The organism is Komagataeibacter xylinus, assembly GCF_031081985.1.
Lineage (GTDB): Bacteria > Pseudomonadota > Alphaproteobacteria > Acetobacterales > Acetobacteraceae > Komagataeibacter > Komagataeibacter xylinus_E.
The window spans coordinates 148923-173983 of sequence record NZ_JARWSK010000004.1 but is presented as its reverse complement, the minus strand read 5'-3'; the positions used below and the strand labels follow the sequence as shown (position 1 = coordinate 173983).

The following is a 25061-nucleotide window of genomic DNA, read 5'->3' as shown; positions in this document are numbered from 1 at the left end:
TGCCGGGGGCGCATGGTTCGCGCACAAAAGCGCGCTAGCGCGTCTTCAGCGCCACGATCCGCAGGGCCTCGGCCAGCACGGCTGCCGCATCGAGGTGGTCGGTCTCGATATGCACGGCGTCATCCGCCGGGCGCAGGGGCGCGGTGGCGCGGGCGGAATCGGCCGCGTCACGCGCCGCGATCTCGCGCTCCACCTGCGCAATCCGGGCCGCGCGATCAGGGGCGTCGGGGTCGGCGGCCATCTGCTCCCACCGCCGCTCGGCGCGCGTGCGGGCCGATGCGGTGATGTAGAGCTTGACCTGGGCATCGGGGAAGATGACCGTGCCGATATCGCGCCCGTCGAGCACCGCGCCATGGGCACCGGCAAAGCGGCGCTGCACGTCAACGAGCACCCGGCGCACGGCGGGCTGGGCGGCCACAAGGCTTGCGGCGCGGTCCACCTCGGGCACGCGCAGGTCGGTGCGGCGCAGGTCTTCCATGCCAACACCCGCAGCAAATTCCTCCGCCGGGGCGGTGGCGGGGTCATGACCCGCGTCGAGCATGCGCCGCCCGGTGGCGCGGTAGAGCAGGCCGGTATCGAGATAGGGCAGGCCCAGCGCCTCGGCCAGGCTGCGGGCCAGCGTGCCCTTGCCCGCCGCGGCCGGGCCGTCAACCGCTATGACCAGACGCTGCGTCATGCCACAAGCCCCGCGCCGATGCTGTTCATCAGCCCCACGAAGCCGGGGAAGCTCGTGTCGATGAAGGCGGTGTCATCGACGCTGACCGGCTTTTGTGCCGCAAGGCCCATCACGATGGCGCTCATGGCCAGGCGGTGGTCCATGCGGGTCTCGACCAGCCCGCCACCGGGAATGGCGCCACCCGTGCCATGCACGATCATGTCATCGCCCACCACGTCCACCTTGATGCCATTGGCTTCAAGCAGCGCCACGGTGGCGGCAAGGCGGTCGCTTTCCTTCACGCGCAGTTCCTCCAGCCCGCGAAAGCGCGACTGGCCCGTGGCATGGGCGGCGGCCACGGCCAGCACCGGATATTCATCAATCATCGACGGTGCGCGGGTGGCGGGCACGTCCACGCCATGCAGCGCGCCTGCGGTGGCGGTCAGGTCACCCACCGGCTCGCCGCCTTCCACGCGCTCGTTGCTGATGGCAAGGTCGGCCCCCATTTCACGCAGCGAGGTAAACAGCCCGGTGCGCAGCGGGTTCAGCCCCACGCCCTGCACGGTTACCTTCGAGCCCGGCACCAGCAGCGCTGCCACTAGCACGAAGGCCGCAGAAGACGGATCACCGGGCACCACGATGTCACGCGCCACAAGGTCGGGGCGGCCCTGCAGCGTAATCACGCGCCCGCCCGCGCCCATGGGTTCAACCCGCACCTGCGCGCCGAAGTGGCGCAGCATGTTCTCGGTATGGTCGCGGGTGGCCACGGGTTCTTCCACCCGGGTCTCGCCCACAGCGTTCAGCCCGGCGAGCAGCACGGCGGACTTGACCTGCGCCGAGGCCACCGGCAGCCGGTAGGCGAGCGGCGGCGGGTTGGCGTTGCCCGCGATGGCCAGCGGCAGCCGCCCGCCCTGGCGCGAGAGGAAGGTAGCGCCGGTGGCGGCAAGCGGGTCGGTCACGCGCTTCATCGGGCGGCCACGCAGGCTGGCATCGCCCGTCATGACCGAGGTGAAGCCGTGGCTGGCCAGAATGCCCGACAGCAGGCGCGCCGCCGTGCCGGAATTGCCCATGTCCAGCACATCGGCGGGTTCACGCAGCCCGTCGAGCCCGCAGCCCTGCACGCGCCACTGGCCTGCCCCCTCGCGGGTGATGTCCGCGCCAAGGGCACGCATGGCATCGGCGGTGCGCAGCACGTCCTCGCCTTCCAGCAGGCCTGTGATGTGGGTCGTGCCGCGCGCAAGCGCTGCAAACATCAGCGAACGGTGGCTGATCGACTTGTCACCCGGCACATGGACCGAACCGGACAGGGGCGCGCGCGGGGGATGAACCGTCAGCGCGCGAACGGAAGAAGGGGCATGATCGGTTTTCATAACGCATCCCATTCCGTATTCCGGGTGACAAAGTCAATCACAGATCGGCATGATCGGGGTGCCGGGCTGTGGGGGGAATGTTTGACATCAGCCGCGCAAACTGGCATGGGGCTGCGCCTTTTGCCACTTCCGGATACGGTGGCTCCATTCATCATTAAAAACAGGATCGACAGGTTCAAGATGGCTCAGTCCAACCTCGGCACCAAACGTGTCTGTGTCTCCTGCAGCGCCCGTTTCTACGATCTGAACAAGAATCCGGCCGTCTGCCCCAAATGCGGCGCTGAACAGCCCGTGGAACTGCCCCGCGTGCGCCGCCCGGTGGACGCTGCCCCCGAATCCAAGCCCAAGACGGGCGAGAACGCGGTCGATAACGACGTGGATGTCGATCTCGACGCCGATGCGGATGAGGATGCAGACGCCGTGCTGCCTGACGACGCGGGCCTTGACGACGATGATGACGACGACATCAGCAGTGCTGACATCGACGTGAAAACCGACAAGGACGACCACGACAACTGAGGCCATGCGGCCCGGGGCACGCGCTCCGGGCCGTTTTTGCATCAGGCGGGGTTGCGGCGCTCGATCTCGACGCCAACCGATTCGGCATCATCGAAAATATCAAGCTTTTCGATGCTGACGCGCGTGATGCGCACGTGCTTTTCCGCCAGCACACCGGCTGCGATTCGCTCGGCCAGCGTTTCCACCAGGGCAACATGCCCCTGCGCCACCAGTTCGCGCACCAGCAGCACCACACGTTCATATGATACCGTGCGGGCCAGGTCATCCGCCCCCACCGCAAGCGTGGCGCTGTCGGGCACGCCAAACATCACATTGACGCGAATGCGCTGGGTCACGCCCTGCTCGTGTTCGAACACGCCGATATGGGCATCAAGCACCATGTTGCGCACGAACAGGCAGCGCAGGTTTTCAGGCTCGTTCCACGGCGGGAATACGGACATGATTCTTCCTGTCAGTCGGGAAAGGGTCAGCGCACGGGGGGAGCGGGCGACCACTGCATGTGCTGGCCGCCATCAAGGGCAAGCATCTGCCCGGTGACCGATGGCAGGCAGATCAACGACAGGGCCGCGCGCGCGATTTCATCAGGCGTTGCCACCTGCCCTAGCGGCACGGAGGCGCACTGGCGGGCAAACTGCTCCGGTGTCTGCCTTGGCGTAGGCAGCACGGGGCCGGGACCGATGGCGTTGACGCGAATCTGCCGTGGGGCAAGTGCGAGCGCCATGGTCTGCGTCAGGGTCCATAACGCCGCCTTGGACACGGTATAGCTGACAAAATGGGGCGTGAGCGACCACACGCGCTCATCAAGCATGTTCAGCACCATGCCCTGAGCGCCCTCGGGCAGCAGGCGGGCGAATTCCTGCATCAACACGAAGGGCGCGCGGGTGTTGGGTTCCATATGGGTATCCCACCCTGCCCGTGTCGCGTCATTCCATTCATCACGCATGAACACGCTGGCGTTGTTGACCAGCACGCCCACCGGGCCAAGCTGGCGGGTCGCCTCGGCCACGAGCGGCGTGACCATTGCCTCCCGCGCCAGATCGGCGGGCAACAGCACGACCCTGCGGCCTGATGCGCGGATTTCAGACGCAGTCTGTTCCGCAGCCGTGGCGGAACTGTTGTAATGCAGCGCGATATCGAAGCCCGCGCGGGCGAGTTCCAGCGCAATGGCGCGGCCAAGACGGGCCGCCCCGCCGGTAACAAGGGCTACGCGCGGCATGGCGTCAGGCACGGGCCAGACCCTGCTCATGCGGGCCTGCGTGCCATGATGGCGGCGGCCAGCGTGCCATCATCAAGAACGTCAAGCGCGCCACCTACCGGCACGCCCTGCCCCACGCGGCTGATCTTGATGTCGAACCGGGCCAGCCGCTCATGCAGCCAGTGCATGGTGGTGGCCCCTTCCACCGTAGCCCCCAGTGCCAGAATGACTTCGCGCACGCTGCCCCCGGCAATGCGGTCAAGCAACGGCTGCACGTTGAGATCATCCGGCCCGATGCCCGACAGAGCGGACAGCGTGCCGCCCAGCACCTGATAGACGCCACGATGTACGCCCGCGCGCTCGAGCGCCCACAGGTCGCCCACGTTCTCCACCACGCACACCAGCCCCGTATCGCGGGTAGGGTCGGCGCAGATGGCGCAGGGGTCGGTCGTGTCGAGATTGCCGCAACTCGAGCAGGTGCGCACGGCGCGCGCCGCCTGCTCCATGGCCTGCGCAAGCGGCAGCATGCGGGCATGGGGCTGGCGCAGCAGGGCCAGCGCCGCCCGGCGGGCCGAACGGGGCCCGAGCCCCGGCAGGCGGCCCAGCAGGGTCACCAGCCGGTCGATCTCACCCCGCCCGCTCATGCATGCCCTCCTGTGCCCTGGCTCAGAACGGGAATTTCATCCCGCCCGGCAGGTTCAGGCCGCCGGTGACCTTCTTCATTTCCTCGCTGGCGGTGGCGTCGAGCTTCTTGCGCGCATCGGCGCTGGCGGCAAGGATCAGGTCCTGCAGCATTTCCATCTCGGCGGGATCGGCCAGCTTGGGGTCGATGGTGATCGACTTCATGTCGCCCTTGCCGTTCATGGTCAGCGTGACCATGCCCGCGCCCGCGCTGCCTTCAATGACCATATCTTCAAGCTTGGCCTGCATTTCTTCCATGCGGGCCTGCATCTGGGTGGCCTGTTTCATCAGGCCGGCAAGATTTTTCATGTTCAGTGTTTCTCCTCAGGCAAAATCATCTGCATCCAGATCGTCCTCTTCTACCAGATCGGCATCAAGAGGGGCGAATTCGAGATCCGGCGCCAGACTTTCCAGCGCAAGCTCTTCTGGCGGCAGGCCGTAATCATCAAGCGCGTGGTCGGTCACGGCGCCGAGCCGGGCGGTGGGAAAGACCGCAAGCACCGCCTGCACCAGCGGATGGGCCTCGGCCTGCGCGCGGTGCAACTCGATGATCTCGGCCCCCTGCTCTGCAATCGTGGCCTCGCCTTCCTCCTCGGACTGGCGGACCTGCCAGGTGGCATCGCCCGTCATCTCGCGCAGGAAGGTTTCGAGCCGCCGGGCCAGGCCGGGCAGGCTGTTGCGCTCCACCCGGATCGTGATCAGCGGCGGCTCAAACGCGACAAGATGCACCGCATGGTAAAGATGGCCGTGCAGCATGGCGTCACGCCCCGACACAAGGGCCAGGGTCTCGCGCCACGTGCGGGGTGCGGGCGCAAGCTCCGTTTCCTCCACCCGGCCCATATCGGGCGCGTGCTGCGGCGCGACATCAACCCGCACGCCGCCATTGGCCACCATGCGGATCGTGCTGCCACCACCATCAGGCCCCGCCGTGACACTGGCGGATGCGCCTGCCTGCACCCCGCCGCCCGTGGGCGCGGCAGACGAAGGCGAAGCCTGCACGGGTGCCGCCGAGGCATCCTGCCCCAGCACGCGACGCACCACATCACCCGGCGGCGGCAGGTCGGCCACGTAGCACAGGCGGATCAGCACCATCTCGGCGGCCTGCCTGCGGTCTGGCGCCTGCTCGACTTCAGCCACGCCCTTGAGCAACATCTGCCATGTGCGGCCCAGCACCGGCACCGGCACGCGCTCGGCCAGGGCAGAACCGCGCCTGCGCTCGGCCTCGGGCATCTCGGGGTTGTCACGCAGGGCGGGAATGGCCTTGAGGCGCGAGACGGTGTGCACCAGTTCCAGCACATCGCCCAGCATCACGCCCAGATCGCTGCCACGCTCATACACATCGCCGGTAATGGCCAGCGCGCGTTCGGGGCGGCCTTCGAGCACGGCATCGAGCAAGTCGAACACCAGCCCACGATCGGCCAGGCCCAGCATGCCCGCCACGAGGTCCAGCCCGATGGGGGCGGCGTCCGTGCCGCCCTCGCCATCAAGCGTGCCCTGGGCTATGGCCTGATCGAGCAGCGACAGCCCATCGCGCACCGAGCCGTCGGCAGCGCGCGCGATCAGGGCCAGCGCATCGGGGGTGAAAGTGACGTTTTCGGCCCGGGCCACGCGGTCGAAATGGGCGGCAAGCTCCACCTGCGGCACGCGGCGCAGCGCGAAGGTCTGGCACCGCGACAGCACCGTGACCGGCACCTTGCGCAATTCGGTCGTGGCGAAGATGAAGGTGACCTGCGCCGGCGGTTCCTCCAGCGTCTTGAGCAGCGCGTTGAACGCGTTGCGCGAGAGCATGTGGACCTCATCGATGATGAAGACCTTCATGCGCCCCTGCATGGGGCGGAAGCGGGTCGCCTCGATGATTTCGCGCACGTCATCCACGCCGGTGCGCGAGGCGGCATCCATCTCCAGCACATCGGGGTGGCGGTCGGCGAGAATGGCCACGCAGTTGGGGCATACGCCGCACGGGTCCGCCGTGGGGCCGCCCCTGCCATCAGGCCCGGTGCAGTTGAGCGCGCGGGCAATGATGCGTGCCGTGGTGGTCTTGCCCACGCCACGCACGCCGGTCAGCATGAAGGCATGCGCCACGCGCCCGAGCGCAAAGGCGTTGCGCAGGATGCGGACAGTAGTTTCCTGGCCGATCAGGTCATCAAATGTGGTGGGGCGATATTTGCGGGCCAGCACGCGGTAGGGTGCGGCGGGTGCTGCATCCGCCACGGCGGGCGGCGCCGGTGGCGGCGGGGCGTCACCAAACAGGCCGGGGCCATCTGCGGGCGGTGCAGGCAGCCCGGCCTCCTCGGAACGATCCTGATCCGACGAAACGGTCATTGATGCATCCGGGCTGGAGAAGTGGCCATGACGTACGCAGCGCGATGGCGACACACAAACTTGTTTCAGATGAAAGACCGGCCATAACCCGGACGAAACTCACTACGGCTGCTTCCTTCCGGACCTGACCAGGTTAGCAAGGTATCCGTCTACAACCGATCTCCCGAGCGGGTTCTAACACATACACCCGCCCCATGCACAAGGGGCTGGATGAAAAAATCACGCTTATTCCCCTACAGCCGCACCGGACTGGTGGCGCAGGTCGGCCCCGCCATAATAACGCGCCTGCCCCGCCTTGCCGATGCGCGGACCACCGACAAGGATGCTCTCGGCGACACCCCACGGCGCGTGCTCTTCCACCCTGTAGCCTTCATGGGTGAGCGTGCGGATGACTGCGGGCGACAGCGCCCCGTGCTCCACCTGCACCACATCGGGCTGCCACTGTTCATGGATGCGCGGCAGGTCGACCGCCTGCTGCACGTCGAGCCCGTAATCGACCATGCCGGTCAGCACCGACAGGACGATGGTGGGAATACGCGAGCCACCGGGGCTGCCAAGCACCATGGCAGGCTGGCCATCATGCGAGATGATGGTCGGCGCCATGGAGGAGAGCGGCGTCTTGCCGGGCGCTATGGCATTGGCCTGGCTGCCCACGATGCCGAACATGTTCGGCTCGCCCGGCCGGGTGGCGAAATCATCCATCTCGTCATTCATGACCACGCCGGTGCCGCCCGCCACCACGCCCGCGCCAAACCAGCCATTGAGCGTATAGGTCACCGCCACCGTCATGCCCGACTGGTCGGCGATGGAATAATGCGTGGTTTCCTCCTTCTCGCCTTCAGGCTGGCCGGGGCGCAGGCTGGCGGAAGAAACAGCATGGTTGAGCGGCAGGTACTGGCGCACCTGTGCCGCGTAACCCGGATCGGTCAGGTGGCTGATCGGGTTATTGACGAAGGCGGGGTCGCCAAGGTCCTGCCGGTCGGCATAGGCGTGGCGCATGGCCTCGACCTCGCGCTGCACGCTTGCGGCCGTGTGCAGGCCGAGCGCGTGCATGTCGTAGCCCGACAGGATGTTGAGCATCTCGCACAGCGCCACACCGCCGCCGCTTGGGGGTGGTGCGGTATCAATATGATAGCCGCGGTACTCGCAGGTCAGCGGCGCCATCATGCGGGTGTGGTAACTGGCAAAATCCCTGCGCGACAGGATGCCGCCGCCCTTCTCGCTGCTTCTGACAATCTCTTTTGCCACCGGCCCTTCATAAAAGCCGCTGGCCCCCTTGCGCGCGATCCGCTCGAGCGTGCGGGCCAGGTCAGACTGCACCAGCCGCTCGCCCGCCATGAGCGGCGTGCCATCGGGGTGCAGGAATATCTTGCTGGCATAAGGATCTTTGGCAAAAGCCGCCGTGGAGGTATGCAGCAGGTCCACATCGCTGGGCTTGAGGATGAAGCCGTCACGCGCCAGCGTTATGGCGGGCGCCATCACATCGGCGCGCGGCAGCTTGCCCCACCTGTCATGCACCTGTTCCAGCCCCGCCACGGTGCCGGGAATGGCAACGGCTTTCCACCCCTTGGTGGACGCATCGGCAATGACGTGGCCCGCTGCATCCTGATACATGGTGGCCGTGGCCGCCCCTGGCGCATGCTCACGAAAATCGATGAAAGTGGCCTGCCCGTCCGGCAGGCGCAGGGTCATGAACCCTCCGCCGCCAATATTACCCGCAGCGGGATAGACCACCGCCATGGCGTAGCCCACCGCAACGGCGGCATCGACCGCGTTGCCGCCGCGCGCGAGGATATCGGCCCCCACATGCGCAGCCAGGTCCTGTGCCACGACCACCATGCCATTGTGCCCCGGCGTGGGGGCCATGCCGATGGCCTGGCCGCCCTGCGTATTTTCAAATGCCAGCGGGTCCACCACCGCGGCCTGCCCCGCCACCGGCAGGGCGGCGACAAGGCATGAAAGAAGAAGCGCGCGATAGTGCAGGCCACGGGCAGAAGGCATGGGCGTTTCCTTTTGGGTCTTGCGGGCGTGTCTGGCCCTTACGGGTGGTGCATCAGGCCTGCGTGTAAGGCGGACAGGTATAGCCTGCGGGCGAGAGGGTAAAGACCTCGCACCCGTCTTCTGTCACGCCCATCATGTGCTCGAACTGGGCGGACAGCGAGCGGTCGCGGGTGACGGCGGTCCATCCGTCTTCAAGGATCTTCACATCCGGGCGGCCGATATTGAGCATGGGCTCGATGGTGAAGAACATGCCCGGACGCAGCACCAGGTCCTCGCCAGGGTTGCCGTAATGCAGCACGTTGGGCGGCGCGTGGAAGGTACGCCCGATTCCATGCCCGCAGAAATCGCGCACCACCGAAAAGCGCCGCGCCTCGGCATAGGTCTGGATAATATGCCCGATATCGCCCAGCGTGGCGCCGGGGCGCACGGCATCAATGGCCAGCATGAGGGATTCGTAGGTTGCCTCGATCAGCTTCTGCGCGCGCAGCTTGACCTTGCCCACGGTGTACATCCGGCTCGTATCACCGTACCAGCCATCAAGGATGACGGTCACGTCAATGTTGAGGATGTCGCCATCCTTCAGCGTCTTTTCGCCCGGAATGCCGTGACAGACGACATGATTGATCGAAATGCAGCTTGAGGCCGGATAGCCGCGATAGCCCAGCGTGGCGGGCACCGCGCCATTGGCAACCATGTAATCATGGATCAGGCGGTCAAGTTCCGCCGTGGTCACACCCTCGCGCACATGCGGGGTGATCATGTCGAGCGTGCGGGCGGCAAGCTGGCCTGCCGCCCGCATGCCCACGAAATCTTCCGGCGTGTGAATCTTTACCGCGCCGCCGTGCATATCGCCTTCCATGCCGCTAACCTTTCCTGTCATCTGTGCATGACCACCCGCCCGCAGTCATGAGAGGGACAACAGGAACACGCCTGACCCGCCTGCCAGCCACGCCGGATGGATAATCGTGCCTTCTATACCCTGCGGCGCGTGCTGTCAGCTTCGTGACTTGGCGCGCGCATGCGTGGTGTGCGCCACATGCCCCATGCTGACCAGATGCACATGGGCATGCACAGGCGCCGGTGCGGGATGTACATGCACCACCGTGCCATGCCCGCGCCGGATGCGGGTGTAAGAGGCGGGAATGGCCGGGGCCTCGGCCACTTCATCCGCCGTCGTGCCCCTCAGGCGGGCTGAGGCCAGCGTCATGCCATGGCGCCCGGCAACCGACCTGCCGCCCGCACGCGCCAGCAGCAGCGGCCGCATGGCGGGACGCGCCACGGGGGCCACGCCCTCGGCATCGAAACTGGCATCGAGCAGGGCGGCCATGGTGGTATTGCGCCGCGTGTTGGACTTCGCCCCCATCACCACGCCGATCAGGCGCACGTTGTCGCGCACGGCGGAGGTCACGAGGTTATGCCCCGCCTCATCGGTATAACCGGTCTTGAGGCCATCGGCGCCGGGATAGGCGCCAAGCATCGGGTCATGGTTGGGCACGTCATGCCCGTGAAAATAGAAGCCGGGCACCGCAAAGTAATGGTAGTACTCGCCATAATCCACGATCAGGTGGCGCGCCAGGGTGGCGAGGTCACGCGCCGATGTCATCTGCTCGGGGTTGGGCAGGCCCGATGCGTTGCGGAACACGGTATCATACATGCCCAGCCTGCCGGCCTCGCGCGTCATCATCGCGGCGAAGCGGGTCTCGTCGCCACCGCCAAGGAACTCGCCCAACGCGCAGGCCGCATCATTGGCGGACTTGGTGACCAGCGCGAGCACTGCCTGCTCCACCGTAAGCTGCGACCCCGGACGCAGGCCAAGCCTTGATGGCTCCATCGAGGCGGCATGGATCGAGACCGGAATTTCCTGATTGAATGCAACCTGCCCCGAGCGCACGGCCTTGAAAGCAAGGTAGAGCGTCATCAGCTTGGTAAGGCTGGCGGGGTAGCGGCGCAGGTCCGAATCCTGCTGCGACAGCACGGCCCCGGTGCGGGCATCCACCACGATGGAGCTGACCTGCCCCACATATTGTGCCCTTGCCGCGTGCATGCCCCCAAGGCCGACACACAGCCCCACGGTGGCAGTAACCCCGAGGCGGGAAAAACAGGTAGTGGATAAACGGCTCATGAGATGGTGAAACCTGCGCGTGCAATGATCATCATACGGCTTCGGGCGCACGGGCGTTACCCGTCACCCCTCCATCCATTCACGGGTTGCTTGGCTGCAACCATTCTAAAAGAAAGGTTTTCTATTCGTCCAGAGCGTATTTATATCCTTGCCATTCCATAAACGTGAATGCAGGGGAACCAGGGGCACATGCAAAAAAATCCCGGCGCCCCGGCGCGCGCCCCTTTCAACTGGCCGCAAAGTTCCAATATGGTACCTGTCATGTCTGCTATTGCTCACGCTTCCCTGCCCCACCCCGCGCACCCACCTCGCGCGGACAGACCGCGCCCGCATGGGCATGGCGGCAATACGCCCCCACGCCGTAACGGCGGGCAGGACTCGCCGCCGGGCAATGATGACGGCATGATCGACGTGGTCATCCGCACCCGGCCACAGACCCGCAAGCCGGCAATGTACAAGGTGCTGATGCTCAATGACGACTACACGCCCATGGAATTCGTGGTGCATGTGCTCGAGCGCTTTTTCCAGAAAAACCGCGAGGAAGCGACCGACATCATGCTCCACGTTCACAAACGTGGCGTGGGCGTGTGCGGGGTCTTTACGTACGAGGTTGCCGAAACCAAGGTAACACAGGTGATGGACCTCGCGCGCCAGAACCAGCACCCGCTGCAATGCACGATTGAAAAGGACTGAGCCCACGCGCAAGCGCATCTTCCCGCCCCCGTCGCGACCCGATCGCGTTCCATGGCATTTTGTGCTGGCATTTCCATCGCAACAGGGCAAGGATTGTCCTGGCTTACCGGTTATGATCTCCGGGGCCCTGGTGGCCCCTCTTGGAAAAGGAGCGTCTCGGCATGTTGTCACGTAATCTTGAACAGACGCTTCACCGTGCGCTGACACTGGCCGGCGACCGCCGGCACGAATACGCAACGCTTGAACACCTCCTCCTCGCCCTGATCGACGACCCGGATGCCGTAACGGTGTTCCGCGCCTGCGGGGTCGACCTGAACAAGCTGCGCACCGACCTGACCGACTTTCTCGACAAGGATCTGGCAGGGCTGGCGGCTGACCGCACCGTTGACCCCAAGCCCACTGCCGCCTTCCAGCGCGTGATCCAGCGCGCGGCCATTCACGTGCAGTCCACCGGGCGCGACGAGGTGACCGGGGCCAACGTGCTCGTGGCCCTGTTTGCCGAGCGCGAGAGCCATGCCGTGTATTTCCTGCAGTTGCAGGACATGACCCGGCTGGACGCGGTCAACTTCATCTCCCACGGCATTGCCAAGGCACCCGACCGCTCGACGCGCCGCCCCGTGGCGGGCAGCCCGCCCGAAGGCGGCGAGAGCGAGGAACGCGGCAAGACCGGGCAGAAGAACCAGGATGCGCTGTCCACCTACTGCACCAACCTCAATGACAAGGCGCAGGAAGGCAAGGTCGACCCGCTGATCGGCCGCGACTCTGAAATCGAGCGCACGATCCAGATCCTGTGCCGCCGCACCAAGAACAACCCGCTCTATGTGGGCGACCCCGGCGTAGGCAAGACCGCCATTGCCGAGGGGCTGGCCAAGCGCATCGTTGAAGGCGACGTGCCTGAAGTGCTGCTCAACGCCACCATCTACTCGCTCGACATGGGCGCGCTGCTTGCCGGCACCCGCTACCGTGGTGACTTCGAGGAGCGGCTGAAGGCGGTCGTGACCGAACTCGACAACAATCCCGGCTCGATCCTGTTCATTGACGAGATCCACACCGTGATTGGCGCGGGTGCCACCTCGGGCGGGGCGATGGATGCCTCCAACCTGCTCAAGCCCGCGCTGGCCGCAGGCACGCTGCGCTGCATGGGGTCCACCACCTACAAGGAATACCGCCAGCACTTCGAGAAGGACCGCGCACTCGTGCGCCGGTTCCAGAAGATCGACGTGGCGGAGCCTTCGGTCGAGGATGCGGTCAAGATCCTGCGCGGCCTCAAGGTCAATTACGAGAAGCACCACAAGGTGCGCTACACCGATGATGCGATCCGTGGGGCGGTGGAACTCGCCGCCAAATACATCCACGACCGCAAGCTGCCCGACAAGGCCATCGACGTGATTGACGAGGTGGGCGCCTCGCGCATGCTGGTGCCCGAGAACCGCCGCCGCAAGACCGTGACGCTGAAGGATGTGGAAGACATCGTGGCGAAGATCGCCCGCATCCCGCCCAAGAGCGTCTCGTCGGACGACAAGGAAACCCTGCGTTCGCTCGAGCGTGACCTCAAGGGCATGGTCTACGGGCAGGACAAGGCGATCGAGGCCCTGACGGCGGCGATCAAGCTGTCCCGCGCGGGGCTGCGCGACCCGGAAAAGCCGATTGGCAACTACCTCTTCTCCGGCCCTACCGGCGTGGGCAAGACGGAAGTGGCCAAGCAGCTTGCGGCAACGCTGGGCATCGAGCTGATCCGTTTCGACATGTCGGAATACATGGAGCGGCATTCGATCTCGCGGCTGATCGGCGCGCCGCCGGGCTATGTCGGTTTTGACCAGGGTGGCCTGCTGACCGATGCCATCGACCAGCACCCGCATGCGGTCCTGCTGCTTGATGAAATCGAGAAGGCGCATCAGGACCTGTATAACGTGTTGCTGCAGGTGATGGACCATGGGCGGCTGACCGACCATAACGGCAAGACGGTCGATTTCCGCAACGTGGTGCTGATCATGACCACGAACGCGGGGGCTGCCGACCTGAGCAAGGAGGCCATCGGCTTTGGCCGCACCAGTCGCGAAGGCGAGGACGAGGATGCGATCAAGCGCCTGTTCACGCCGGAGTTCCGCAACCGGCTTGATGCGATCATCCCGTTCGCCAACCTGTCGCCGCATGTGGTGGACCGGGTGGTGGAGAAGTTCATCTTCCAGCTTGAGGCCCAGCTGGCCGATCGCAACGTGATGATCGAGATCTCGTCCGCCGCGCGGGAATGGCTGGCAGAACGCGGTTACGACCGCCTGTATGGCGCGCGCCCGCTGGGCCGTGTCATTCAGGAAAACATCAAGAAGCCGCTGGCCGAGGAACTCTTGTTCGGCAAGCTGACCAAGGGCGGGGTGGCCAAGATCACGCTCAAGGATGGCAAGCTTGACTTTGAATACATCTCGCAGGTGGAAAGTGATTCCACCGAGGGTGATGAAGGCGACAGCACCCGCGAAGCCGAAGCCGCTGACTGAAGGTTATCCACCCAGCCTGAGAACAAGACAGGAGCCAGAAATGGCTCCTGTTTTTTTAGGGGTGCTGCCTTTTTCAAAAAGGCTGCTTCTTTCAAAGCTTTTTGAAAAAAGCTTTACCAAAAACTTCTGATTGTTTCCTGTAAGGGTGCCATGCTGACCGCCGCCATCTACATTCCCGCAGCGTTTGCCGAAATTGGCGGCTGTTTCTGTTTCTGGGCCTGGATGCGCCTTGGCCGCTCGCCGCTCGTGCTGGTGCCGGGCTGCCTGTCGCTGGTGCTGTTTGCATGGTTGCTGACCTTCAGCCCCGCTGACAATGCGGGCCGGGCCTATGCCATTTATGGCGGTGTGTACATCGTGGCCAGCCTGGTGTGGTCCTGGCTGGTCGAAGGGCTGCCGCCTGACCGGTGGGACATACTCGGCGCTGCAATCTGCCTTGCGGGGGCTGCACTGATCCTGCTCGCCCCGCGCGCCCATCCCTGAGCAGAAGTTTCTGGTGAAGCTTTTTTCAAAAAGCTTCGAAAGAACGCCGCCTTTTTGAAAAGGCGGCATCCGGAAAACCTTTTACTGATAACGGGTGCCGTTGACGCTCACATAGCCTTCAACCGGCCAGCTCCGCCCGGTGCCGTGATGGGTCCAGTCAATGCCTTGGCTGCGGGCGTTGTCATAATAATAACGGCCCAGCACATCAGCCTGGTCACCCTTGGCCACCCACGGCCATGCGGGCGCGGACATGCGGTCCAGATCCGACACGATGCGGATGGACACGCCATGCCCGACATCAACATAAAAATACCCGTGCAGGCCGCTGCGCGTGCGCTTGGAGGCCGAAACGGCAATGACCTTCCCGCACACATGCTCGACCCGGTCGGCATGGGCTTCGCTGCTGCTGCCTTCCGCAGCCTGAAGGTCGGCAAGGAATTTGCCGTCATCGCACGCCTCGGGCACGGGGCTGGCAATGGGCTGCGGGCGTGAACTGCTGCCCTCATACCCGCCTTGCCCGCCCTGTGTGTCCTGCGTTTCATCACGCGACTCTTCATGCCGGTGGTGGTGATGGCGCGCATGGGCAGGTGTCATGCCCCCCATCTGCAGGGCCACGACCGCCCCGAGCCCCATCATCACGCATCGCTGCCAGCGCATTGCCGCCATCTGAGTGTTCTCCCTTTCCAAAAGATCACAATCTTTTGCGGTGCGCGGGCGGCGGCGTCAATGAACGGGGTTACGCACGGGCCGGGGGGCTTCCGCCTCAAGCTGCCTGCGGGCCTTTTCCATATCCGCCTCCATGGCGGGGTCCATGGCGGGCATTTTCAGGTGCAGCTTCTCCAGCGCGTCGATGATCGCCTCGATCACGACCAGGCGCTCGAACCATTTCTGGTCAGCAGGCACGACAAACCAGGGCGCATCGGGGTGGGCCGTATGGCGGATCGCTTCCTCATAGGCGTTCTGGTAGTCATCCCAGTACTGGCGCTCATGAATATCGGCAGGCGAGAATTTCCAGTTCTTGGCGCGGTGCTTGATGCGCTGCAAAAAGCGCAGGCGCTGCTCCTCCTTTGAAAGGTGCAGGAAGAATTTCAGCACGATCGTACCCTGACGGGCCATGTAGCGCTCGAAACTGCTGATGTCCTCGTAACGGTCCTGCCAGAAGGTGGGCTTGCGGCGCAGGCTCAGCGGCAGGCATTCATGCTCGAGCAGTTCGGGGTGCACACGGGTGACGAGCACCTCTTCATAATGGCTGCGGTTGAAGATGCCGATGCGGCCAGCGGCAGGCGCCACCATGTGCTCGCGCCACAGATAGCCATGCGCCAGCTCGACCGGGCCGGGCTGCTTGAAGGACGAGACACTGACCCCCTGCGGGTTGATGCCCGACATGACATGCTTGATCACGCCATCCTTGCCGCCAGCGTCAAGCGCCTGCAGCACGACCAGCACCGACCATGTGTTGTTGGCGTATAGCAGGGCCTGTAGCTGCGAGAGGTAGCGGATGCGCTCCTTGAGCAGGTGCTTGCCGGTTTTCTTGTCCAGCCCGCAGGCCTCTGCGGCGCGGGTGGGGCAGTCGGCAAGGGAGAACCCCTTGCCGTTATGCACGCTGAAACGGCGTGCGAGGGTATTTGTGGTCGTTTTCTTGCGGGCCATGCTCAATCCTTCATGCCCCGCGCCACCGCGAGGCCACCAGCCGCCTGACAGGTCGGCATCATCTCCACCTCGTTGATATTGACATGACGCGGCAGCGCAATGATCCAGGACAGGGTCTCGGCGATGTCCTCGGGCAGCAGGGGGTGGGTGCCTTCATACACCGCCGCTGCCTTGGCCGGGTCGCGCAGGCGCACGGTGCTGAACTCGCTGCCGCCACACAGGCCCGGCTCGATATTGGTCACGCGCACGTTGTGGCCCAGCAGGTCGCAGCGCAGGTTGCGGGTGAACTGGCGCACGAACGCCTTGGTCGCGCCATACACATTGCCACCCGTATAGGGGTAGATGCCCGCCGTGCTGCCCAGCGTCACCACATGCCCCCGGTCGCGCGCCACCATGCCCGGCAGCAGCACGCGCGTCAGTTCGACCATGCCGGTCACGTTGGTGCTGATCATGGTCTGCCAGTTGGCCAGATCCGCCTCCTGCGCCTTTTCCATGCCCAGGGCGAGACCCGCGTTATTGACCAGCACATCCACATCGCGCCAGCCCTCGGGCAGGCTGCCCGGCAGGGCGGCGATGGCTGCCGCATCGGTCATGTCCAGCTCAAAGGCCAACAGGTCCGGCCCGAGTTCAGCCGCCAGCGCATCAAGGCGTTCGCGCCTGCGGCCGGTGGCAATGACGCGGTAGCCATCACGCACGAGCCGCGTGGCGATTGCCTTGCCGAATCCGGCCGTAGCCCCCGTTACCAGTGCAATCTGCTTCATGGTCTTTTCTCCTGCTGTGTCGGTGGTCAGCCTTGCATATCAATCGCCTCCCGTCATGGGGGCAATGAACCATACAACCCGAAGCTGAAATGGTTGCAAAAGAGGGCAAATCCGGTTCTATGGTGGTGTATGGCTTCCTTCGCGACATCTCCAGGCCGTAGCCTGACCGGTCACCTGCTGGTGGCAACCCCTGCCCTGACCGACCCCGCCTTCGCGCGCAGTGTCATCTATCTGTGCGCCCATACGCCCGAGGATGGGGCGATGGGGCTGGTCGTCAACCGCAGGCTGTCGCAACCCGTGCTTGATGATGTACTTGAACAGCTCGGCATTGCACCCGTGCCGCCCCGCCGCCGCATCAACCTGTGCGCAGGCGGGCCGATGGATAACGGGCGCGGTTTCGTGCTGCACACATCGGACTGGAGCGGCGATGGCAGCCTGCCGGTGGATGGCAGCACGACGCTGACCGCCAGCCTTGACGTGCTGCGTGACATTGCCGATGGCAACGGGCCGGCCCACGCCATGCTGGCCATGGGCCATGCAAGCTGGGAGGCAGGCCAGCTTGAAGAGGAGATGCTGCGCCACAATGCCTGGGTTTCCGCCCCGGCGACCGAGGCCATCGTGTTTGGCCCGGACCATAACGCCAAATGGCGGCAGGCGCTGGCCAGCGTGCGCATTGACCCGGCGTGGTTTACCGGCGCGGTGGGCCACGCCTGAGCAGGACGCAGCGCTTTTCACAGAGGCGGCGGCAGGCACCTGCGCCTACGCCCCCCCTGCCCGGCCACGACAAGGTGCCGGGACGGCATGATAACGCCAACAGGCCGGAAGCAGTCCCTGCTCCCGGCCCTGTCAGTCATGGTAGAAAAATTCAGAAACGTGCGTCAATACGGCCATAGTAATAGCCGCCCGTCATGGGTACCTGTGCTGAATTGGCATCATAGATCCGGGCGCCATAATTATTGTTCAGCGGGTTTACCATGCGGGGACGGATATTGAAGACATTGTTTGCCCCGACGGTAACATGCAGGTGCGGCGTGACGCTGTAGCCTATTTCGAGGTCTGTCAGCCAGCGCGGGGTATTGTTGAACTGCGCGAAACAGGTGTTGGAGTAACGCAGCGCAGTGGTCATGCCGTTGGATACGCACTGGGCGCTGGAAGGGGTCCAGTCCTGATAGGCCAGCATGTCCGTGGTCTGGCCATAGCGGGTCTGGCGTATGTTTACATCCCACTTTCCGATCGTCCAGTAAGCATTGAGGATCAGCTTGCTGCGCGGATAGGCAGTGGTGATGTAGCTCGCTGTTGCGGCATTAAGCAGTGGCGTGCTCACGCCATTGACCATGGTGGCGGCCACATGGCTCAGGCGGGTACGGTTCAGGTCCAGCGAAGCGGAAAGGTTCAGGTTGCCGTAACGGTGCATGTGCAGCAGGTAACTGGCCTTGAGATCAAAGCCCTGCGTGCGCGTGCTGGCCCCATTGGCAAAATAGTAGGTGCTGACCGCATTGGGGTCGAGCCCGGCTGGCAGCACGAAGCCAAGCTGCTGCACGGCGTTAATGGCCGTAGGCCCGTTGACGGACCCGCCGGCGATGATGCGGTCGCGGATGTTGATCTGGTAGACATCGGCCTCGACATGGAACCCATTGATCGGCTCCAGCACGATGCCGGCGCTTGCGTTGGTCGAACGTTCAGGCTTGAGGGGGGAGGCACCAAGCGAGCGTGCGGCCCCCGAACTGACAGGCAACAGCCCCGACACGGTCGAGGCACCGACATTGATGGCGCTGAAATGCTGCTCGGCCAGGGTGGGCGCGCGGAAGCCGTTGCTTATGGTGCCACGCACCGCAATGCGTCGCGTAATGTCATAGCGCGTGGATACCTTGCCGTTTTCGGTGTTGCCCACATCGGTATAGTGCTCGAAGCGTCCGGCAAAATCGACATCCCAGTGCCTGAGCGGATGAAAATCGCCGTCAATGTAACCTGCCCAGATATCACGGCTCCAGCTGCCAGCGTTGTGCGGGCTAAGGCCAACATAGCCCGCCATGCCACCGGCCTCGTAGGATGGCGGGGTGCCTGCCGTTATCTCATAGGTTTCAAGCCTGTGCTCGGCGCCAAAGGCAATGGTGGTGGGGGTGGCAAAACCGGTTTTGAAATTGCGCCTGAAATCGGCCGTGTTGGTCCATTGCGCCATGCGGTAGCTTTCGGCCCGCGTGCTGGTGGGCGACCAGCCGCACCCATCGGTTGAAACATAAGCGCTGGTGCTGGTGGGGTTGCTGCTGCGTGCAATGCACTTGCTGCTCAGCATGCCCGCATTCACGCTGTTCTTGTCACCGATCTTGTCTTCATCCGCGCCATATGTCGTGCTGATGTCCCAGGCGAATTTGAAGAAGTTATCACCCTTCAGCCCCAGGGTGGCGGCATAGTCATTCTCCTCCATCGTTTCGATGGGCGAGAAACCGGAGGGATAGACAGAAGGCAGCGTGTTGGGCGGACGGTAGTTTTCATAGGCTTCGGCATGGCGATGGGCGTAGGTAATCAGCCCGTAACCCTGTATGCCCTCCGCCAGTGTCTTGCCAAAGGCAATGCTCAGGTTTTCACGCGTTTCCTCTGGCGTGCTCATGACCTTGTTGGAGTTCTTGGGAACGGAAACCGATCCGGTATAAAGCGAGGTCGCTGCCCCCGCAGGCGCATAGCCCATCAGGCGATGGTCTTCAGTATAGGGGGCCATATGGTCGGTATGGTACACCTGCCCGCTCAGGTGCAGGTAGCCATCGCCACCAAGCGACAGGCCGCCATCAACGCTGGTCTGGTACTGCCAGCCATCGCCATTATAGGCGTTTGCGCCTGTCTGGGCGCTCATGTTCAGGCCATGATTTGTTTTTTTGGTAATGATGTTGACCACGCCCGCGATGGCGTCCGACCCGTACAGCGCGGCGGCCCCGTCTTCCAGCACTTCGATATGGTCGATGGCGGCAGCCGGGATCATGTTCAGGTCAACCGGTGTCGCGCCAAAGTCCGGCCCGGCATCGGCATAGATGTTTGCCGTGGTATGGCGGCGTTTTCCATCCACCAGCACCAGAACCTCGTTGGGGTTGAGGCCACGCATGCGAATGGCGGATGTCAGTGCGCCGGCATCATTGCCCATGGCACTGACATTGATCGAGGCATAGGTGCGCGTCAGTGCATCGGCCAGGTTCAACTGCCCCGAACGCCGCAGCGTTGCGGCGGACAGGACCGTAACGGGCGATGTGCTCTGCTGCGCCTTGCGATTGACAGCATGGGTGCCTGTTACAATCAGGGTTTCACTGCTGCTGGCCGGAGCATTTGTGCCCTCAACCGGCTTCCCGCCAGATTTCGTGCCTTTCACGACAGGGTTTTTTCCACGCCTGTTACTGTCAGGCTTGTGCTCATCCACAAGTGGCGCCGCATAAGAAACGGTTGCGTCCACTACCATACCAAAAGTGATTGCTGTCGAAAATAGAAAGGCTTTTCTGATTGCCATGAGTATTTCCAGGGACAAATTATTGAAACCGAACGCAAGCCCCTTATCGAAAATGTTAGATTCTTTTAAAGTTAAGTTATGATGAAAATTTATTCTTATTTATTTCATATTCTATTTTAGCGAGTTCATATAATAAACTATTCAATCTTATGCTTACACGGACCATCATGCTGCATCTGAACCGGCGCTCCATCATCCAGTCTGCCAGCCTGCTCACCTCCGCCTTGTGGGCCGGTGTGGTCCACCCCGCCAGGGCGGCGGAAGAACCCCTACCGGCACGGGCGCGCCTGAATGTAACGGAAAACCCGTTTGGCCCCTCGCCTGCCGCACGCACCGCCATTGCGGGCTGCGTGCCGCTGGCGCCCTATTATGTTGAGGATGAGCATCTTCTGCGCGACCGGATTGGCCAGCAGGAAAATCTTGAACGTGAGAAGGTCGCCCTGTCCAATGGCTCGCTTGATGCACTTTCGCTGCTTTCAACCGATATCGGGCGCGCCGGGCACATTCTTGCCCCCCAGCCAACCTATGCCACACACCTGAATTATGCGCAGCGCCGGGGGGTGGCCATACGGTATGTGCCGCTTTCGGCGCATGCGATCGACCTGCAAGCCATGCGCCGCGCCATAACACCCCAGACCGCCCTGGTGTATATCTGCAACCCCAACAACCCGACAGGGCATATGCTCAGGCATCAGGAACTTCTGGCATTCTGCCGGGATGTTTCAAAAACGGTCCCGGTTATTGTGGATGAGGCCTATTTCGAACTGCTGCCCGATGCAAACGGCATGACCGTTGCCCCCCTTGTCCATTCCGGGCACGATGTGATCGTGGCGCGCACGTTCTCCAAGGTATATGGACTGGCGGGATTACGGATCGGCTACATCCTGGCGCAGCCCCCCCGCGTCAGGCAGCTTTACAGCCTGACCACGACATCGCGCAATCAGGCAGGCTTTGCCGCAGCCGTCGCCTCACTGGGGGACAGACACTACCTTGACGGCGCGATCGCCTACCTGAAAAACTGCCGCCAGATGATCTATGATATCTGCGAAAAAAATGGCCTGTCCTATCTGAGGAGCCACGGCACGTTCGTGTATGTAAATACCGGACGCCCCGCCAGGCTGATGGAACAGGCGCTGGCGCAACACAATATCGATATCCGTGTTTTTGACGCGCCTGCCTATCAGACATGGATCCGGGTGGGAACCGCCACTCCTGCCGAACTGGCCATGTTCGGGCACGCCCTTCCCCTTGCCCTCAAGGAAGTGCCCAAGACCTGAGGCGGCGCAGGCTGCTCACCGAGCGAAAACACCCGTGCGATCCGGCAGCATGAAGGCCGGCGTGGCGTTGGCCATACGAGGCAGCGATTACCAGCGGAGCGAGGGCACGCAGGCCACGGGGGCAAGCCCTGCCGCACGCGCTTCCGCCACCGCAAGGTCGTAATCAGGGTTGCGACCGTGCTCCCAGCTTCCGCCCAGCATTTCCTGATGAATGCCGCCCAGCACCCAGCAGCCGTCAATGTCTGCCGTAGCCGCCCCGCGCATGTCGGTGGCCAGTGCATCGCCCAGCGCCAGCACGCGCTCGCGTGGCACATCGAGCAGCGATAAAGCCAGCGCGTACACTTCCGGGTAGGGCTTGCCGATCCAGCGCACGGGGCGGTTGCGGCTTTCATACCAGCTTGCCATCGCACCCGCGCAGATCAGGCGCTGGCTGCCGCGGATGACCTGCTGGTCGGGGTTGGCGCAGATCATGGGCAGGCTGTGGGCCGCGCACTGCTCCAGCATGGGCAGGTAGGGGTCAATTTCCTCCTCGCCCAGTTCGGCGTCCGGCCCGGTATTGAGCACGAAATCGGCCTGTGCCGGGTCGCTGACCACATCAAGGTCCAGCCCGGCATAGACATCAACATCCTTGTCGGGGCCAAGATGGACCATACGGCGGCCAAGACCCGCAAACCACGGGTCGGTGCGGGCGGCCAGCATGCCGTGCGTGCACTCGCCACTGGTCATGATGCCGTCATACAGGTCAGCACTGATGCCCATGCGGCGCAGGCCCGGCTCCACCGTAGCGGTGCGACGCGGCGCGTTGGAGAGCAGGACGACCCGCCTGCCCGCCTCGCGCAGGCATTGCAGGCATTCCAGCACGCCGGGATAAGGGGCGACGCCATTGTGCACCACGCCCCACAGATCGAGGATGTAGCCATCATAGTCATGGCTCAGGCCGGACAGGCCATCATGCCATTTCATTTAAGGACGGCTCCCTTGGCGTCGGCCAGCGTCTCGAAGCCTTCGGCACGCAGGGCGCGCAGGGTCTCGGCCTTCAGGCGCTTGAGGATTCCCGGTCCTTCATACACATAGGCCGTATAGATCTGCACAAGATCCGCCCCTGCCTTGACCCGGTCGAGGATGTCCACGCCGGTTTCGATCCCGCCGCTGGCCACCAGCGCCACGCGGCCTGCCGCCACCTTTGCCACGCGGGTCAGCATGTCCTGTGCCAGCGGGCGCAGCGGGCGTCCTGACAGGCCCCCGGTCTCGGTAGCATAAGGGCTGAGCAGCCCGGCGGGGCGCGAGATGGTGGTGTTGGACACGATCAGCCCCTGCGCGCCACCGGCAATGGCAGCCTCGACCACGGCTTCGACATCATCATGCGCGATATCGGGCGAGATCTTGACCAGAAGCGGCGGGCGCTCGGGGTGGGCGGCGTTGATGGCATCCAGAATGCCCTTGAGCCTTGATGCCTCAAGCAGGTCGCGCAGCCCCGGCGTGTTGGGCGAGGACAGGTTGATAACGATGTAGTCGGCATAATGCTTAACCCGCCCCACCAGCATGGGGTAATCGCGCTCGGGGTCGGCGCCCACCTTGTTGATACCAAGGTTGGCCCCCACCGGCACCTGCGCGCCGGGCGTGCGGCGCGGCGAGGACACGCGATGCAGGCGCGCCATGCGCACGGCAAAGCGGTCGATGCCCTGGTTGTTGAAGCCCATGCGGTTGATGATGGCGCGGTCTTCGGTCAGGCGGAACAGGCGCGGCTGCGGATTGCCGGGCTGCGGGCGCGGCGTGACGGTACCAGCCTCGACAAAGCCGAAGCCCGCGCGGGTGAGCGGGCGCACCACCACGGCATTCTTGTCAAAGCCCGCCGCCATGCCAATGGGGTTGGGAAAGCGCAGCCCCATGGCGCGGACGGACAGCGCCGGGTCATCATTGCCGGGGCAGGAGACGCCGCCAAGGCCAAGTTGCAAGGCATCAAGGGCGATATGATGGGCGGCCTCGGGTTCCAGGCGCCGCATCAGGGGCAGGATCATGCGCGACATAATATTCATGGCCGCGATTGTTGCCGCAATTCAGCGCCGGGGGAAAGGGGGAACTAGCCGGGTGCGGGCTTTGCGGCATCGAAGGCCGCGGGCGCATCGGTAGGGAAACGGATCAGGTAATAGGGCGGCACACGCAGGTCATGGCCGCCATTGAAGCCTGCAAGGCGGTTCCACTGGCCCAGCGTGCAGTAAACCATGTTGCCATCAACAAAAATGCCATCAGGCGAGAGCACGCGCGGGTCACGCACCATGGTGTCGAACGAGCCATCGGTATTGCGGCGGAAGATGGCGTCATGCTCGAAATTGGTGGTGTAGATCCGGCCCTGCGCATCAGTGGCCAGCCCGTCGGCCACGCCTTTTTCGCCCAGATCACGGATGCCTGCGGCAAGCTGCGCATCAGTTTTGTCAAAATCGGCCAGCAGGCCAGTGGGAATGCTGTACAGCCGCCGGCTGGTCAGCGGGCTGTAATACAGCGTGGCGCTATCGGGCGAGAGCGTAATGCCATCCACCCCACCTGATACGAAAGCAGGCTTGTGCGCAGGCGGGTCAAACACCAGCGGCCGCCCCTCCACCACCGCCATGAAGGGGTGTTCGGCCTGAATGGACGGGTGGCTTGCCAGCACCCGGCGCTGCCGCCCGCTCGCCACGTCCACCACCACGAGGGCAGGCGAGTGGCCAAACGAGGAATCGGTGATGAACACCGTGCCCTGCGGCCCGTGTGTAAGGTCCACGCGCAAATCGTTCATGTGGCTATCCGGCAAAAGCGTGGGCGCGGTCAGCACGATATTGGCGAAGATGCGATTGGTAACGGGGTCGATGCCGATCACCTTGGCTGCCCCCGGCGCGAGGGGCTGGCCCGCCAGCTTGCCATCATCAATGGCCCATAACCGCCCCTTCGCATCGGTGGTCATGCCGTGGATGGACATGAGGCGGGTGGCAGGCGGGCGGTCCGATGGCATGGATGTCGCGGCATCGGGATAGGGATACAACCGGCCATTTTTCAGTTCAGCCAGCGTCGCCCCCGTGTGGTTGACCGCATGGCGCGGAAAGCCCACGAACACCCGCCCGCCCGTGAGCGCAATGCCCGACGGGCCGGGGCCATCGAAACGGGCCACGATCTCGAACGGGCCTTCCGGGGTTGCGCCATGGTCGTGATTGGTCGCCTCCTGCGCGGGCTGGGCGGCCCGGGCCATGGGTGCTGCCCCCGCCAGCAGGAGTGCAGCCCCGAACAGGTCACGCCGATGCATGGTCATTGGTCTTTCCCCCGGTTTGTGCGGCAGGCATCCATTGATGCAAGTCCGGGCGGCAAGGGCAATCGCGCCACGC

At 64.1% G+C, this 25061-nt stretch carries 23 protein-coding genes and 1 other RNA gene; 6 read left to right on the top strand and 18 right to left on the bottom strand.

The features are described from left to right. Window positions 1-34: 34 nt before the first annotated feature. Together cmk and aroA are read right to left on the bottom strand one after the other, a co-directional pair. On the bottom strand, window positions 35-676 hold the full coding sequence (gene cmk, locus QEG70_RS08975; RefSeq protein WP_308720373.1) for a (d)CMP kinase: 642 nt from the start codon (window positions 674-676) through the stop codon (window positions 35-37). Further along, a complete protein-coding gene (gene aroA / locus QEG70_RS08970) occupies window positions 673-2025 on the bottom strand; it encodes a 3-phosphoshikimate 1-carboxyvinyltransferase (RefSeq protein ID WP_308720372.1) in 1353 nt (450 codons plus the stop codon). Before aroA ends, cmk begins: the two co-directional genes overlap by 4 nt. A 180-nt stretch (window positions 2026-2205) precedes the next feature. On the opposite strand from aroA, the gene QEG70_RS08965 reads away from it, so the two are divergent. Continuing rightward, on the top strand, window positions 2206-2544 hold the full coding sequence (locus QEG70_RS08965; RefSeq protein ID WP_308720577.1) for a TIGR02300 family protein: 339 nt from the start codon (window positions 2206-2208) through the stop codon (window positions 2542-2544). 41 nt (window positions 2545-2585) lie between these two features. Here the strand turns inward: QEG70_RS08965 and folB are convergent, their stop codons facing one another. The 9 genes from folB to QEG70_RS08920 form a co-directional block, all read right to left on the bottom strand. Continuing rightward, window positions 2586-2984 carry a dihydroneopterin aldolase gene (gene folB / locus QEG70_RS08960; protein WP_308720371.1) on the bottom strand — a complete coding sequence of 133 codons (399 nt, stop codon included), beginning with the start codon at window positions 2982-2984 and terminating at the stop codon, window positions 2586-2588. Between the two features lie 26 nt (window positions 2985-3010). Next, complete coding sequence (locus QEG70_RS08955) at window positions 3011-3790, bottom strand: SDR family oxidoreductase (RefSeq protein WP_308720370.1); 780 nt, start codon at window positions 3788-3790, stop codon at window positions 3011-3013. Next, complete coding sequence (gene recR / locus QEG70_RS08950; protein ID WP_308720369.1) at window positions 3787-4383, bottom strand: recombination mediator RecR; 597 nt, start codon at window positions 4381-4383, stop codon at window positions 3787-3789. The genes QEG70_RS08955 and recR overlap by 4 nt, the downstream gene beginning before the upstream one ends. Window positions 4384-4405: 22 nt before the next feature. Further along, the gene (locus tag QEG70_RS08945; protein ID WP_130730357.1) at window positions 4406-4729 is read right to left on the bottom strand and encodes a YbaB/EbfC family nucleoid-associated protein; all 324 of its coding nucleotides are present in this window, start codon (window positions 4727-4729) and stop codon (window positions 4406-4408) included. 15 nt (window positions 4730-4744) lie between these two features. Continuing rightward, window positions 4745-6742, bottom strand: a complete 1998-nt coding sequence (locus QEG70_RS08940) for a DNA polymerase III subunit gamma/tau (RefSeq protein ID WP_308720368.1) — start codon at window positions 6740-6742, stop codon at window positions 4745-4747. A 69-nt stretch (window positions 6743-6811) separates the two neighbouring features. Next, window positions 6812-6906, bottom strand: an RNA gene (ffs, locus tag QEG70_RS08935) — signal recognition particle sRNA small type. 61 nt (window positions 6907-6967) lie between these two features. Next, window positions 6968-8743 (bottom strand): gamma-glutamyltransferase, encoded by a 1776-nt coding sequence (gene ggt, locus QEG70_RS08930; RefSeq protein WP_308720367.1) that lies wholly within the window; start codon window positions 8741-8743, stop codon window positions 6968-6970. A 52-nt stretch (window positions 8744-8795) separates the two neighbouring features. Beyond that, a complete protein-coding gene (gene map, locus QEG70_RS08925; RefSeq protein ID WP_308720366.1) occupies window positions 8796-9602 on the bottom strand; it encodes a type I methionyl aminopeptidase in 807 nt (268 codons plus the stop codon). A gap of 135 nt (window positions 9603-9737) precedes the next feature. Continuing rightward, window positions 9738-10865, bottom strand: a complete 1128-nt coding sequence (locus tag QEG70_RS08920; protein WP_308720365.1) for a D-alanyl-D-alanine carboxypeptidase family protein — start codon at window positions 10863-10865, stop codon at window positions 9738-9740. Window positions 10866-11126: 261 nt separating this feature from the next. Here QEG70_RS08920 and clpS point away from each other — a divergent pair, with 261 nt between their 5' ends. From clpS to QEG70_RS08905, 3 genes are all read left to right on the top strand, one after another. After that, window positions 11127-11558 carry an ATP-dependent Clp protease adapter ClpS gene (clpS, locus tag QEG70_RS08915; RefSeq protein ID WP_308720364.1) on the top strand — a complete coding sequence of 144 codons (432 nt, stop codon included), beginning with the start codon at window positions 11127-11129 and terminating at the stop codon, window positions 11556-11558. 161 nt (window positions 11559-11719) lie between these two features. Next, window positions 11720-14050: an ATP-dependent Clp protease ATP-binding subunit ClpA gene (gene clpA / locus QEG70_RS08910; RefSeq protein ID WP_308720363.1), complete on the top strand. Its 2331-nt coding sequence runs from the start codon at window positions 11720-11722 to the stop codon at window positions 14048-14050. A 150-nt stretch (window positions 14051-14200) separates the two neighbouring features. After that, complete coding sequence (locus QEG70_RS08905; RefSeq protein ID WP_130730363.1) at window positions 14201-14530, top strand: YnfA family protein; 330 nt, start codon at window positions 14201-14203, stop codon at window positions 14528-14530. Between the two features lie 81 nt (window positions 14531-14611). On the opposite strand, the gene QEG70_RS08900 is transcribed toward QEG70_RS08905, so the two are convergent. Genes QEG70_RS08900 through QEG70_RS08890 form a run of 3 tightly spaced genes read right to left on the bottom strand, consistent with a single transcriptional unit; the run spans window position 14612 to window position 16941 of the window. After that, window positions 14612-15196 carry a hypothetical protein gene (locus QEG70_RS08900; protein ID WP_308720362.1) on the bottom strand — a complete coding sequence of 195 codons (585 nt, stop codon included), beginning with the start codon at window positions 15194-15196 and terminating at the stop codon, window positions 14612-14614. A gap of 57 nt (window positions 15197-15253) precedes the next feature. Then, the gene (locus tag QEG70_RS08895) at window positions 15254-16180 is read right to left on the bottom strand and encodes a PPK2 family polyphosphate kinase (RefSeq protein ID WP_308720361.1); all 927 of its coding nucleotides are present in this window, start codon (window positions 16178-16180) and stop codon (window positions 15254-15256) included. Window positions 16181-16182: 2 nt separating this feature from the next. Next, window positions 16183-16941 (bottom strand): SDR family NAD(P)-dependent oxidoreductase, encoded by a 759-nt coding sequence (locus QEG70_RS08890; protein ID WP_308720360.1) that lies wholly within the window; start codon window positions 16939-16941, stop codon window positions 16183-16185. A gap of 129 nt (window positions 16942-17070) precedes the next feature. Here QEG70_RS08890 and QEG70_RS08885 point away from each other — a divergent pair, with 129 nt between their 5' ends. Next, window positions 17071-17655 carry a YqgE/AlgH family protein gene (locus QEG70_RS08885; RefSeq protein WP_308720359.1) on the top strand — a complete coding sequence of 195 codons (585 nt, stop codon included), beginning with the start codon at window positions 17071-17073 and terminating at the stop codon, window positions 17653-17655. A 151-nt stretch (window positions 17656-17806) separates the two neighbouring features. On the opposite strand, the gene QEG70_RS08880 is transcribed toward QEG70_RS08885, so the two are convergent. Beyond that, window positions 17807-20431 carry a TonB-dependent receptor plug domain-containing protein gene (locus QEG70_RS08880; protein ID WP_308720358.1) on the bottom strand — a complete coding sequence of 875 codons (2625 nt, stop codon included), beginning with the start codon at window positions 20429-20431 and terminating at the stop codon, window positions 17807-17809. Between the two features lie 167 nt (window positions 20432-20598). On the opposite strand from QEG70_RS08880, the gene QEG70_RS08875 reads away from it, so the two are divergent. After that, entirely contained in the window at window positions 20599-21708 is a 1110-nt protein-coding gene (locus QEG70_RS08875; protein WP_308720357.1) for a pyridoxal phosphate-dependent aminotransferase, read from the top strand. Window positions 21709-21795: 87 nt separating this feature from the next. Here QEG70_RS08875 and QEG70_RS08870 read toward each other — a convergent pair whose 3' ends face one another. The 3 genes from QEG70_RS08870 to QEG70_RS08860 are packed head-to-tail and all read right to left on the bottom strand — an operon-like array spanning window position 21796 to window position 24982. Next, window positions 21796-22671, bottom strand: coding sequence for a TIGR01459 family HAD-type hydrolase (locus QEG70_RS08870; protein ID WP_308720356.1), 876 nt, complete (start codon window positions 22669-22671; stop codon window positions 21796-21798). Then, entirely contained in the window at window positions 22668-23744 is a 1077-nt protein-coding gene (locus QEG70_RS08865) for a quinone-dependent dihydroorotate dehydrogenase (RefSeq protein WP_308720355.1), read from the bottom strand. The genes QEG70_RS08870 and QEG70_RS08865 overlap by 4 nt, the downstream gene beginning before the upstream one ends. 44 nt (window positions 23745-23788) lie before the next feature. Next, entirely contained in the window at window positions 23789-24982 is a 1194-nt protein-coding gene (locus tag QEG70_RS08860; RefSeq protein ID WP_308720576.1) for an L-dopachrome tautomerase-related protein, read from the bottom strand. Between the last annotated feature and the right edge of the window lie 79 nt (window positions 24983-25061).